The sequence below is a fragment of the Azospirillum sp. Sh1 genome, from assembly GCF_008365135.1.
Taxonomy (GTDB): Bacteria; Pseudomonadota; Alphaproteobacteria; order Azospirillales; family Azospirillaceae; genus Azospirillum; species Azospirillum oryzae.
Genome location: NZ_VTTK01000051.1, coordinates 1 through 12,736, shown reverse-complemented (window position 1 = coordinate 12,736; position 12,736 = coordinate 1). Strand labels below are relative to the sequence as shown.

9 protein-coding genes are annotated in these 12,736 nt (G+C 67.1%); 8 read left to right on the top strand and 1 reads right to left on the bottom strand.

The features are described 5' to 3' along the window. Nucleotides 1-17: 17 nt before the first annotated feature. The gene (hyi, locus tag FZ029_RS30075; RefSeq protein ID WP_149273588.1) at nt 18-812 is read right to left on the bottom strand and encodes a hydroxypyruvate isomerase; all 795 of its coding nucleotides are present in this window, start codon (nt 810-812) and stop codon (nt 18-20) included. Between the two features lie 286 nt (nt 813-1,098). Here hyi and FZ029_RS30070 point away from each other — a divergent pair, with 286 nt between their 5' ends. From FZ029_RS30070 to FZ029_RS30035, 8 genes are all read left to right on the top strand, one after another. Then, on the top strand, nt 1,099-3,159 hold the full coding sequence (locus tag FZ029_RS30070; RefSeq protein WP_149273615.1) for an NADPH-dependent 2,4-dienoyl-CoA reductase: 2,061 nt from the start codon (nt 1,099-1,101) through the stop codon (nt 3,157-3,159). 345 nt (nt 3,160-3,504) lie between these two features. Further along, nucleotides 3,505-4,317: a GntR family transcriptional regulator gene (locus FZ029_RS30065; RefSeq protein WP_149273586.1), complete on the top strand. Its 813-nt coding sequence runs from the start codon at nt 3,505-3,507 to the stop codon at nt 4,315-4,317. After that, complete coding sequence (locus tag FZ029_RS30060; protein WP_211104256.1) at nt 4,317-5,363, top strand: Gfo/Idh/MocA family oxidoreductase; 1,047 nt, start codon at nt 4,317-4,319, stop codon at nt 5,361-5,363. The genes FZ029_RS30065 and FZ029_RS30060 overlap by 1 nt, the downstream gene beginning before the upstream one ends. Nucleotides 5,364-5,629: 266 nt before the next feature. After that, the gene (locus tag FZ029_RS30055; protein WP_149273584.1) at nt 5,630-6,271 is read left to right on the top strand and encodes a TerC family protein; all 642 of its coding nucleotides are present in this window, start codon (nt 5,630-5,632) and stop codon (nt 6,269-6,271) included. Between the two features lie 531 nt (nt 6,272-6,802). Further along, entirely contained in the window at nt 6,803-7,807 is a 1,005-nt protein-coding gene (locus tag FZ029_RS30050; RefSeq protein ID WP_149273583.1) for a TRAP transporter substrate-binding protein, read from the top strand. Nucleotides 7,808-7,891: 84 nt separating this feature from the next. Continuing rightward, nucleotides 7,892-8,431 carry a TRAP transporter small permease gene (locus FZ029_RS30045; protein ID WP_149201099.1) on the top strand — a complete coding sequence of 180 codons (540 nt, stop codon included), beginning with the start codon at nt 7,892-7,894 and terminating at the stop codon, nt 8,429-8,431. Next, nucleotides 8,422-9,705: a TRAP transporter large permease gene (locus FZ029_RS30040; RefSeq protein WP_149273581.1), complete on the top strand. Its 1,284-nt coding sequence runs from the start codon at nt 8,422-8,424 to the stop codon at nt 9,703-9,705. The genes FZ029_RS30045 and FZ029_RS30040 overlap by 10 nt, the downstream gene beginning before the upstream one ends. 363 nt (nt 9,706-10,068) lie before the next feature. Beyond that, the gene (locus FZ029_RS30035; protein WP_149273579.1) at nt 10,069-12,627 is read left to right on the top strand and encodes a DUF4347 domain-containing protein; all 2,559 of its coding nucleotides are present in this window, start codon (nt 10,069-10,071) and stop codon (nt 12,625-12,627) included. The last annotated feature ends 109 nt before the right edge of the window (nt 12,628-12,736 follow it).

Sequence of the window (12,736 nt, the reverse complement as noted above, 5' to 3'; positions counted from 1 at the left end):
GAATGGATGAGGGTGCTTCAGGCGGTCGCCGGTTCGGTCCTGTAGGGGGCGAACCAGCCGAGCCCCTCGTCCGTCGTCGTCTTCGGCTTGTATTCGCAGCCGACCCAGCCGCTGTAGCCGATGGCGTCCAGATGCTTGAACAGGAAGGGATAATTGATCTCGCCGGTGCCCGGTTCGAAGCGGCCGGGGTTGTCGGCCAGCTGGACATGGGCGATGCGGGCGAGGTTGGCCTCGATCGTGCGGGCCAGATCGCCTTCCATGATCTGCATGTGGTAGATGTCGTACTGCACGTACAGATTGCCGGAGCCGACCTTGTCGATCAGGTCCAGCGCCTGTTTCGTGCGGGTCAGGTAGAAGCCGGGGATGTCGCGGGTGTTGATCGGCTCGATCAGCAGCTTGATCCCGGCGCCGGCCAGCGCGTCGGCGGCATAGGCGAGGTTGCCGGCCAGCGTGCTTTCGGCCGCGGCGGCGTCGGCGCCTTGCGGCAGGATGCCGACGAGGCAGTTGACCTGTTTGCAGCCCAGCGTGCCGGCATAGTCGATGGCGCGGGCGACGCCGTCGCGGAATTCCTGGACGCGGTCGGGCATGATGGCGATGCCGCGCTCGCCGCCGCCCCAGTTGCCGGCCGGCAGATTGTGCAGGACCTGGGTCAGCCCATGCTGGCGCAGCTTCTCGGCCAGCGCGTCGGCGGGGAAATCATAGGGAAACAGGTACTCGACCCCACGGAAGCCGGCATCGGCCGCCGCGGCGAATCGGTCGAGAAAGGGACGCTCGTTGTAGAGCATCGTCAGGTTGGCGGCGAATTGCACCATGACCGAACTCCCGGTTACGCGAATTGGCCGCCGCGGATGGAGGGGCGGCCCTTGGGAAGGGAGATTGACCGCCGCGCAGGCCCTTGAGCCAGTTCGCCGGACGGCTTTTTCACACAGCGGAAAGCGGGGTGCGCGAACGATCGCGTCGAGGGCGGTCACGGAACTTGATTGACGCATACGTCAACCTGAACTAGGCTTCGCGACATCAATCATCCGTATCCATGATCGGTCTGCCCGGCGCCGCAAGAAGCGCGGGTTCCATAACCGGAGGAAGCGCCCCGTGACCATGCCCGGCTCCCAGCCCTATCCGCATCTGCTGGCCCCGCTCGATCTCGGCTTCACGGTGCTGAAGAACCGGGTGCTGATGGGGTCGATGCACACCGGGCTGGAGGACCGGCGCCGCCATTTCCCGCGGCTGGCCGCCTATTTCGCCGAGCGGGCGCGCGGCGGGGTCGGGCTGATGGTGACCGGCGGCTTCTCGCCGAATGTGGAGGGCTGGCTGTCGCCCTTCGGCTCCACCCTGGCGCGGCATGGCGCGGCGCGGGCGCACCGGGTCATCACCGACGCGGTGCATGCCGAAGACGGCAAGATCGCGCTGCAGATCCTGCATGCCGGCCGCTATGCCTACAGCCCGCTGTCGGTGGCGCCGTCGCGCATCAAGTCGCCGATCACCCCCTTCACCCCGCGCGCCCTGACCGCGCGGGGCGTGGAGCGCCAGATCCGCGCCTATGTCCGCTGCGCCGAACTGGCGCGCGAGGCCGGCTATGACGGGGTGGAGGTGATGGGGTCGGAAGGCTACCTCATCAACCAGTTCCTGGTGACCCACACCAACCAGCGCACCGACAAATGGGGCGGCGCTTACGAGAACCGCATGCGCTTCCCGGTGGAGATCGTGTCGCGCATGCGCGAGGCGGTCGGGCGCGACTTCATCATCATCTACCGCCTGTCGATGCTGGACCTGATCCCCGACGGCAGCAATTGGGAGGAGGTCGTGCAACTTGCCCAGGCCATCGAGGCGGCCGGGGCCACCATCATCAACACCGGCATCGGCTGGCACGAGGCGCGGGTGCCGACCATCGCCACCAGCGTGCCGCGCGCCAACTTCGCCTGGGTGACGGGGAAGCTGAAGGGAGCCCTGTCGGATCGGGGGATATCGATCCCGCTCTGCACCACCAACCGCATCAACACGCCCGAGGTCGGCGACGCGGTGATCGGCGAGGGGCTGGCCGACATGGTGTCGATGGCGCGGCCCTTCCTGGCCGATCCGGATTTGGTCGCCAAGGCGGCGGCGGGCCGGCCGGAGGCGATCAACACCTGCATCGCCTGCAACCAGGCCTGTCTGGACCACATCTTCTCCGGCAAGACGGCGAGCTGTCTGGTCAACCCGCGCGCCTGCCACGAGACGGAGCTGGTGATCGCCCCCGCCGCAAAGCGCAAGCGCGTCGCCGTGGTCGGCGCCGGCCCGGCCGGCCTCGCCTGCGCCACCACGGCGGCGGAGCGCGGGCATGAGGTGCATCTGTTCGACGCGGCCGACGAGATCGGCGGCCAGTTCAACATGGCCAAGCGGATCCCCGGCAAGGAGGAGTTCCACGAGACCCTGCGTTATTTCCGCAACCGGCTGGCGGAGACGGGCGTGGCGCTGCATCTGGGGCGGCGGGTGACGGCCGACGACTTGACCGGTGCGGGATTCGACGAGGTGGTGCTGGCGACCGGGGTGGCGCCGCGCGACCCGAAGATCCCCGGCCAGGACCACCCCAAGGTGCTGACCTATGTCGACGTGCTGCGCGGCGCCAAGCCGGTCGGCCGGCGCGTCGCGGTGGTGGGGGCCGGCGGCATCGGCTTCGACGTCAGCGAATTCCTGGCGCAGGAGGAACCGTCGCCCAGCCTCGACCCGGCGCAGTGGCGCGCCGAATGGGGGGTGGCCGATCCGGCCGAGGCGCGCGGCGGCGTCGCCGGAATCCGCCCTCATCTGACGCCGCCGGCGCGCGAGATCGTGCTGCTCCAGCGCAAGGCGACCAAGCCCGGCGCGGGACTGGGCAAGACCACCGGCTGGATCCATCGGGCGCAGTTGAAGATGAAGAACATCAAGGCGCTGTCCGGTGTGAACTACGAGCGCATCGACGACGAGGGGCTGACCGTCAGCTTCGGTGAGAAGCGTGAGAAGGTGCAGACGCTGGCGGTCGATACCATCGTGCTGTGCACCGGGCAGGAGCCGCTGCGCGAGCTGCACGCCCCGCTGGAAGCCGCCGGCATCGCCGTCCACCTGATCGGCGGCGCCGACGTGGCGGCGGAACTGGACGCCAAGCGCGCCATCGCCCAGGGGACGCGGCTGGCGGCGGGGCTGTAGGGGCTTTCCGTGCCGGTTATGGGTTTTGGCGCGGTATCGATGCATTGACGTTGGCTCAAACCGCAATCGAAACATTACGATTTCGACGGTCATTCCCGCGAAGGCGGGAATCCAGACTTTGCAAGCCATCGCACTGGAAACTCTGGATCCCCGCCTTCGCGGGGATGACGCCCGAGAAGCTGCTTTTGGTACTTATGCTCTGTCATTTCACTTCCCCACAGCCATGGCGGGAATGAGGGCGCCTTTGTCACACCCATGGACGGACGCATCACGAGCGAAATTGCTTGCCGTTCCATCTGATATATTAGTATTCTGAGGCATGTGCTTCTGAGGAGGCTGGACGCCATGCCATCGGGCAACCCGCCGGCCAAAACCGGTTCCATCGCGGCCCCCCCGCCGACCTTGTCGGCCAAGGCCGCACCGCTCCTGAGCCGCCCGCCGGCACGCCGGGACATGCGGCGCGGTCCGACCGCCGCCGATGCCATCCACCGCGACCTGCGGGCGGAGATCGTGTCGCTGAAACGCAAGCCGGGCGAACCCATCGCCGAGAAACAGATCGCCGAGGCCTATGGCGTCAGCCGCACGCCGGTGCGCGAGGCGGTGCTGCGGCTGGCGGACGAGGGGCTGATCGAGATCTTCCCGCAGTCCGGCACCTTCGTCGCCCGCATACCCTTGGGCGCCCTGCCGGAAGCCGGCGTGATCCGCAAGGTGCTGGAGCGGGCGACCGTTCGCTTCGCCGCCGAACGGGCCACCCGCAGCCAGATCGCAGCATTGCATGCCTGCCTGGAACAGCAGCGCGAAGTCGATGCGGAGGGCGACGCCGACGGCTTCCATCAGGCCGACGAGGCTTTCCACGCCCAGATCACCGAGATGGCGGGCTATCCCGGCTTCTGGGGCATCATCCAGCAGGCCAAGGTCCAGCTCGACCGCTGCCGCCGCCTGACTCTGCCGGTTCCCGGCCGCATGCGCACGGTGATCGCCGAGCATGAGGCCATCGTCGAGGCCATCGCCGGCCACGACCCCGACCGAGCGGAACGGAGCCTGATCCGCCATCTCGACAATCTGCAGATCACGGTGGACGACGTGCGCAACGCCGCCCCGCTCTATTTCTCCGGCAGCCTGACCGACGGGGCCGCCCTTCCCGATGGAGCACCCTGATGATGAGCAAGGTCCGCCGCCGCGTCGGCGTCATCGGGTTGGGCATGGCGTCGGCCCCGCATGCGCAGAGCCTGATCGATCTGGCCGGCCGGGTGGAGGTGGCGGGCTGCTTCAGCCCGTCGGCAGACCGCCGCGCCGCCTTCGCCGCCCGCCACGGTCTGCCGGTGGTCGACCGGCTGGAGGCGCTGCTGGAGGATCCGGCGCTGTCGGCCGTCCTGCTGCTGACCCCGCCCGACACCCATGCCGAACTGGTGGCGCGCTGCGCCGCCGCCGGCAAGCATGTGCTGCTGGAAAAGCCGCTGGACGCCACCCCGGAAGGGGCGCGGGCGGTGGTCTCCGCGATGGAGGCGGCCGGGCTGACGCTGGGCGTCATGCTGCAGCACCGCTTCCGGGCGTCGGTGGAACGGCTGGCCGGGCTGATGCGCGACGGCGCGCTGGGCCGGCCGCTGACGGCGGCGGTTTCGGTGCGCTGGTGGCGCGACGCCGCCTATTACGCCCAGCCCGGCCGGGGGATGAAGGCGCGCGACGGCGGCGGCGTGCTGCTGACCCAGGCGATCCACACGCTGGACGCCTTCGTCAGCCTGCTCGGCCTGCCGGACCGGGTTGCGGGATTTGCCGCCACCAGCGTCCTGCGCAAATCGGACATGGACACGGAGGATGTGGTTGCCATGGCCCTGCGCTACGGCAACGGCATGCTGGCGACCGTGAATGCCACCACCGCCGTCTATCCGGGCTATCCGGAGCGGATCGAGATCGCAGGGTCCGATGGCTCCGCCGTTCTGGCCGGCGACCGTCTGGAGGTGCAACTGGTCAATGGCGAGCGCATCACCGCCGGCGCGGACGGCGCCACGCTGGGCGGCGGGGCCGACCCGATGGCCTTCTCCCACCAGCATCACCGCGCGGTGCTGTCCGATTTTCTCGACGCGCTGGACGAAGGACGCCGGCCGCGGGTGGACGGGCGCGAAGCGCTGAAGGTGCACCGGCTGATCGAGGCGATGCTGGAGGCGTCCGGCAGCGGCAGAAGCATGGAGGTCGGCACTTCCTGATCGTCATTCCCCATCGCGATTCCGGAGGTCGCAAGCGCGGCCTTGCGGAATCCACCACTTTGGCGTAAAGCGCCAGAACCAGGCCGGGCCCCTCTGGCAACCGTCACCGGTTGCGATGTCGGACTGGGAAGACAAGGAGCGGCCCGCGCCTCGTGCCCCTGACCGGGGGCTTTCCGTCCGACGCCTTCGGCGCGGCCCGACCGGTCAGCAGACTCCCGCGCGGCCTCTCCTCCGACACTGATCGTGATGCGAGGACTTGTGCCCAAATGACGGAACTATTCACCACAGAGGCGCTCTTTGCGCTGCTCCAGGTCATCATGATCGACCTGGTGCTGGCCGGCGACAACGCCATCGTCATCGGTCTGGCCGCCGCCGGATTGCCGCGGGAACAACGCGGCAAGGCAATCCTGATCGGCATCCTGGCCGCCACCGTGCTGCGCATCGCCTTCGCGGCGGTCACCACCCAGCTTCTCCAGATCATCGGGCTGCTGCTGGCCGGCGGTGTGCTGCTGCTGTGGGTCTGCTGGAAGATGTGGCGCGAACTGCGGCAGTCCCATGAGGAGGACGAGGCGGTCGAGGCGCTGGAGGACGATGGCGGGGCCGAAGCCTCCGGGCCGCGGAAGACCCTGGGTCAGGCGGTCTGGCAGATCGTGGTCGCCGACGTGTCGATGTCGCTCGACAATGTTCTGGCCGTCGCCGGTGCGGCGCGCGAGCATCTGGGTGTGCTGGTCATCGGCCTGACGCTGTCCATCGCCCTGATGGGCCTCGCCGCCAGCGTCATCGCCCGAGTCCTGCACAAGCACCGCTGGCTGGCCTATGTCGGTCTTTCCATCATCCTCTACGTCGCCCTGCACATGATCTACCGCGGCGGCATGGAGGTGTGGCCCCTGGTGAACGGTCACGCCTGATCGGCCAAGGGGGGCTCCGGGCGCCGCGTTCAGGCGCCGCCTTCGGGCGGGTGGGGGAAATGGCTGCGGCGAGAGCTGAGGCGGAATGTCGCGCCATCCCCCTGCGGCAATCCGTGCGCTGTCTGAAACAGCGTTTCCGCGCTTACATTGCCCCTCTCGCCGCCAATCCGATTGAGTTAAAGTCCAAATGGTAGTTGCCGCTTTGAACTTTCAGGGTTGCGCGCAGATTGATATACTAATATCTTAAGCGACGAGAACAAGGCGCCGCAGCCAAGCGGGGGCTGGATATGGATGGGGGCGAGGGCAGGGCCGGTGGCGGCCAAGTGCGACTTCCCGGTCGCATGGTCCGATCGCAGCGCTGCGAAAGCCGGGCGTCGCAATGGCTTCTCACCCATTCTCCGCCTGCCGCCGGTCCCCAATTCGTCCAGTCACGTGCGGGCGGTCCGCCGCCTGCCAGGTAAACCGGAAACACCAGAACAAAAGAGGCCGGATCGCCTAAGGCTCCGGCTCCGTAATCAGGAGGAGATCCTAATGAAGTTTGGTCTGACTTCGATCCGCACTGCGATGCTGACCGCCTGTGCGATCTGCGGCATCCTGGCCGCTCCCATGCTGTCGGCGCCGGCCGATGCGCGCGACTTCCGATCCGCCGACATCCACCCGACCGACTACCCGACCGTCGAGGCGGTGCGCTATGTCGGCAAGCTGGTGGCCGAGCGCAGCAACGGCAAGCTGGGCATCAAGGTGTTTCCGAACGGTGCCCTGGGGACCGAGAAGGACACCATCGAGCAGTTGAAGATCGGTGCGCTGGAGATGATGCGCATCAACGTGGCGCCGCTGAACAATGTGGTGCCGGAGACGATGGTCACCGCGCTGCCGTTCATCTTCCGCGACACCGGCCACATGCGCCGCGTCCTGGACGGCCCGATCGGTGATGAAATCCTGGCGGCGATGGAAAGCCAGGGCATGGTCGGTCTGGCCTTCTACGACAGCGGCTCGCGCAGCATGTATTCGGCCGCCAAGCCCTACAAGACGCTGGCCGACATGAAGGGCGCCAAGATCCGCGTCCAGCAGTCGGACCTGTTCGTCGCCATGATCCAGGCGCTGGGCGCCAACGCCACGCCGATGCCCTTCGGCGAGGTCTACACCGCGCTGAAGACCGGCATCGTCGACGCCGCCGAGAACAACTACCCGTCCTATGAATCCTCGCGCCACTTCGAGGCGGCCAAGTACTTCACCCTGACCGAACACGCGATGGCGCCGGAAGTGCTGGTCTTCTCCAAGGTCGCCTGGGACCGCCTGTCGAAGGACGATCAGGCCACGATCCGCAAGGCCGCCAAGGACTCCGTGCCCTACATGCGCAAGCTGTGGGACGAGCGCGAGCTGAAGTCCAAGGAGATCGTCACCCAGGCCGGAGCCCAGATCGTCGAGGTGACGAACAAGCAGGAATTCATCGACGCGATGAAGCCGGTCTACGCCCAGTTCGCGAACACGCCGAAGCTGCAGAGCCTCGTCCAGCGCGTCCAGGAAACCAAGTGACGACTTTTCGGTAACGCCAAGAAGGGGTGGCTTGCGGCTTCGTCCCGGGTGGGACGGGCCGCGCCATCCGAGGGGAGCCGCAGCATGGATATCGAGCTGCAAGCAATGGACGTCAGCCCGCCGCATGCGGCCGGCTGGTTGACCCGCATGAATGCGGTGCTGGCCAAGACCGGCATGTATGTCGCCATCATCGGCCTGATGATGATCGTTTGCGTCGTCTTCTACCAGGTGTTCGGCCGCTACGTGCTGAACAGCTCGCCGACCTGGGCGGAAAGCCTTGCCATCGTGCTGGTGCTCTACGTCACGCTGATCGGCGCCGCCGTCGGCGTCCGCGATGCCGGCCATATCGGTCTGGAGTCGCTGCTGGTGATGCTGTCGGACAGCGCGCGGCGCAAGATGGACGTCCTGATCTATGCCTTGGTCGGCATCTTCGGCGGCTGCATGGCCTACAACGGCTGGATCCTGGGCAGCTCGGTCGCCTCCTACACCATTCCGAACCTTCATATCTCCGAAGCCGTGCGCTACGTGCCGCTGGTGCTGTCGGGGGTGCTGATTGTCCTGTTTTCCATCGAGCATATCGTCGCCATCGTGCGCGGCGAGGAGGTCAAGCCGTCATGGAACTGACCATCCTGTCCATCACCTTCTTCGGCTTCCTCATCCTCGGCATTCCGGTCGCCTTCGCCATCGGCCTGTCGGCGCTCTGCACCATCCTCTATGAAGGCCTGCCCGTCGCGGTGGTCTTCCAGCAGATGATGTCGGGCATGAACGTCTTCTCGTTCCTGGCCATTCCCTTCTTCGTCTTCTCGGGCGAGTTGATGCTGCACGGCGGCGTCGCCGACAAGATCGTCGCCGCGGCCAAGAGCATGGTCGGCCATATCCGCGGCGGCCTGGGCATGTCCAACGTCGTCGCCTGCACGCTGTTCGGCGGCGTCGCCGGATCGCCGGTCGCCGACGTGTCGGCCATGGGCGCCGTGATGATCCCGATGATGAAGCGGGAAGGCTACCACGCCGACTATGCGGTCAACGTCACCACCCATGCGGCACTCGTCGGCGCGCTGATGCCGACCAGCCACAACATGATCATCTATGCGCTGGCAGCCGGCGGAAAGGCGTCCATCGGGGCGCTGATCGCCGCGGGCCTGATGCCGGCGCTGCTGCTGATGGTGTGCAACCTGGGTGCGGCCTACTATGTCGCGGTCAAGCGCGGCTATCCCAAGGGGACCTTCCCCGGCTGGGACATCCTGGCGCATTCCTTCGCCGCCGCCCTGCCGGGCCTGCTGATCGTCGTCATCATCCTGGCCGGCATCACCACCGGCGTGTTCACCGCGACCGAGTCGGCCTCGGTGGCCGTGATCTACGCGCTGCTGCTGACCACATTCGTCTACCGCACGCTGAACTGGGAGAAGTTCCTGGCCGCCGCCGCCAAGACGGTGAAGACCACCGGCGTGGTGCTGCTGCTGATCGGCGTGTCGACGATGTTCCAGTACCTCATGGGTCTCTATGAGGTGGCGGACATGACCGGCGAGCTTCTGGCCGGCGTGTCGACCAATCCGCTGATGATCTTCCTGCTGATCAACATCATCCTGTTCCTGCTGGGCACCTTCATGGACATGGCCAGCACCATCCTGATCTGCACGCCGATCTTCCTGCCGATCGCCATGCAGTACGGAATGGACCCGGTGCAGTTCGGCATCGTCATGCTGATCAACTGTGCCCTTGGCCTGAACACCCCGCCGGTCGGCACCACCCAGTTCATCGGCTGCGCCATCGGCGGCGTGTCGGTGGGCGAGGTGATGCGCTCCATCACGCCCTTCTACGGGGCGCTGTTCGTGGCGCTGCTGCTGGTCACCTATGTCCCGGCCTTCTCACTGTGGCTGCCGCGCATGCTGATGCATTGAGAGGGAGCGGGTTCAGGGTCTCCTGAACGACTTCTCTCCTGGACTGGGCCATCGGGATCCTCCCGGTGGCCCAATTTTTTTGTGCATCGGGCCGCACCTATCCCGAATTGGAGGTAATTGAGCAGGAGACTCCCCAGTTCGGGAAAAAGAGTGGCAAGCCGCCGCAACAGGCTGGACCAGCCGGATGGCGTCGAAATCGATAGCGACTGTACTGCTTGCGCTTCCGGAGAGAAAAAGGTCGCCCAGCCGGGGCCGATGCTTCCCAAGGAATGATCGGCTTATTGGACGTTGTTCTGTGGACATGATCCCGTACATCACAGACCAGCAAAACGATTTCCAACTACTCCCCAGAAAGGGGCTTTCATGCACGGGATCATTCTTGCCGACGCCGGTCTGTCCGACATCGATACGCTGATCGGCCCGCACGCGCCGGACATGACGGTGGTCCGGGTTACCGCCGACGAGGACGCCGTCGCCCTGCTTGTCGAGGCATTGGAAACGGCATCGGCGACGGGAGCCAACGCGGTCCACCTGATCGCCCATGGCGCGCCGGGTGTGGTGAAGCTGGGGGCGACGCCGCTCGACACCAGCGCCCTGTTCGACCGCCGCTGGCCCGATGCGTCCGGCTGCGAGATCCTGATCCATGCCTGCGACGTCGGCGCCGGCGGCAACGGCCGCCGCTTCGTCGAGCGTCTGGCCGCCGTCACCGGCGCCCGCGTCGCCGCCGCCAGCCATCCGGTGGGCCATGCCGACCAGGGCGGTTCGTGGGATCTCGACGTCGTGACCGGCCCGATCCTGGCGGCCCGCCCGTTCGCGGGGGCGGAGGCCTGGCCGCATACTCTGGCCTACAGCGGCACGGCGACCAGCGGCAACGACACGCTGATCGGCGACAATGGCGGCAACACCATCAATGGGCTGGCCGGCAACGACAGCATCGTCGGCGGCACCGGCAACGACAGCCTGATCGGCGGCATCGGCAACGACACGCTGGTCGGCGGCGGCAACAGCGGCCAGTCGGCCGGCGACACGCTGAACGGCGGGCTGGGCGGCGACCATTATGTCGGCGGCAACGGCTTCACCATCGTCACCTACGAGAACGCCACCACCGGCATCACCCTGGACCTGACCAACGGCGCCAACAACACCGGCGAGGCGGCCGGCGATACCTTCGTCGACATCCAGCGCTGGGTCGGCTCCGAATATGCCGACAGCCTGACCGCCGGCGACAGCGCGGTGTGGTTCTGGGGCCATGGCGGCAACGACGTCGAGTATGGCGGGGCCGGCAACGACACGTTGGAGGCTGGCGACGGCAACGACACCATCTTCGGCGGCGGCGGCACCGACCTGATGTACGGCCGCGCCGACAATGACGAGCTTCACGGCGGCATCGGCAACGACACGATGGCCGGCGGCGGCGGTGCCGACCTGCTCTATGGCGATGCCGGCAACGACCTGATGAAGGGCGACTGGGAACGCGACACCATCCATGGCGGCGACGGCGACGACACCATCCTGGCCGGCATCGTCAGTTCCGGGAGCTACGCCCAGACCCAGGCCGACACCCTCTATGGCGAGGGCGGCAACGACCGCTACATCGTGGTCAGCCAGTATGACGCCGGCACCGTCAGCTTCGACGGCGGCACCGGCACCGACACGCTGGAACTGCGGTCCGACAACCTGACCAGCTACAACGGCTACGATCTGGAATATTACACCGACGTCGCCTCGCCGAAGATCGACATCAGCGGCATGACGCTGACCAGCGTCGAAACGCTGGCCCTGACCGGCAGCAAGCGCCATACGGTGATGATGACGGCGGCCCAGGCCAACGGTTTCACCAGCATCACCGGTGCGGTGACCGGCGACGCCTTCGCCATCGCCGGGGCGTCGCTGTCCGGCAGCGTCGGGTCCGGCACCGGCAGCGCGCTGCAGGCCGGGCAGGTCCAGGCGGAGACGGTGAACGGCGTCACCCTGGTCCATGTCGGGCTCGACCAGACCGCCGGGTCCGACATGACCCTGCGCATCGCCGGCAGCTTTGCCGCATCGGACATCAGCCTGTCGGGCAACACCATCACGCTTGGGCAGGCCGGCTCCGGCGGCTCCACCGGCGGCGGCGATACCGGTGGCGGCACCGGTGGCGGTACGGGGGGGACGGCCGGGCTGACCCTGACCGGCACCGACGCCCGCGACTATCTGGCCGGCGGCAGCGGCAACGACACCATCATCAGCAACGCCGGCAACGACTACATGGTCGGCGGTGCCGGCAGCGACACCTTCGTCTTCAAGCCGGGCGACGGCTGGGATTACATCGGCGACTTCCAGGCCGGCAGCGGCGGCGACGTGCTGAATGTCGCCGGCTGGAGCGGGCTGAAGGATTTCGCCTCGGTCATGGCCGTCACCGTTCAGGACGGTGCCAACACCGTCGTCCGGTTCGACAACGGCAACAGCGCCATCCTGGCCAACGTCACCCGCAGCAGCCTGACCGCCGCCAACTTCTCCTTCGCGACGGTTGGCGGTTCCACGGGGGGCGGCACGGGCGGTTCCACGGGCGGCACTCCGGGCCAGACCATCACCGGCACCTCGGCCGGCGAATTCCTGGCCGGCGGCAGCGGCAACGACACCATCACCGGCAATGGCGGCAACGACTACATGGTCGGCGGCGCCGGACGGGACACCTTCGTCCAGAATCCCGGCGACGGCTGGGACTGCATCGGCGACTTCCAGGCCGGCACCGGCGGCGATGTGATCGACCTCCGCAGCATCTCCGGCTTCTCCAGCCTGAACGACGTGCTGACCCACTCGGCGCAGAGCGGTGCCGACATGTCGATCGAACTCGGTACATTCAACTCCATCAAGCTGATGGGCGTCGACCGCAACAGCCTGACGGCGGAGAACTTCCTGTTCGCCAGTTCGGTGGGGTGATCGGGGGGCTGGAAACCAGCGGATCACGGAACTCGGCCGTCATTCCCGCGAAGGCGCACTGCTGTCCGGGATTTTTGAATGGATTGCAGCTGCACGGCAGACACAGCCA

Bases quoted from the DNA above. Each gene is read 5' to 3' on its own strand.
- FZ029_RS30050 (WP_149273583.1), top strand. From the start codon at position 6,803: ATGAAGTTTGGTCTGACTTCGATCCGCACTGCGATGCTGACCGCCTGT.
- FZ029_RS30035 (WP_149273579.1), top strand. From the start codon at position 10,069: ATGCACGGGATCATTCTTGCCGACGCCGGTCTGTCCGACATCGATACG.
- FZ029_RS30070 (WP_149273615.1), top strand. From the start codon at position 1,099: ATGCCCGGCTCCCAGCCCTATCCGCATCTGCTGGCCCCGCTCGATCTC.
- FZ029_RS30040 (WP_149273581.1), top strand. From the start codon at position 8,422: ATGGAACTGACCATCCTGTCCATCACCTTCTTCGGCTTCCTCATCCTC.
- FZ029_RS30045 (WP_149201099.1), top strand. From the start codon at position 7,892: ATGGATATCGAGCTGCAAGCAATGGACGTCAGCCCGCCGCATGCGGCC.
- FZ029_RS30055 (WP_149273584.1), top strand. From the start codon at position 5,630: ATGACGGAACTATTCACCACAGAGGCGCTCTTTGCGCTGCTCCAGGTC.
- hyi (WP_149273588.1), bottom strand. From the start codon at position 812: ATGGTGCAATTCGCCGCCAACCTGACGATGCTCTACAACGAGCGTCCC.
- FZ029_RS30060 (WP_211104256.1), top strand. From the start codon at position 4,317: ATGATGAGCAAGGTCCGCCGCCGCGTCGGCGTCATCGGGTTGGGCATG.
- FZ029_RS30065 (WP_149273586.1), top strand. From the start codon at position 3,505: ATGCCATCGGGCAACCCGCCGGCCAAAACCGGTTCCATCGCGGCCCCC.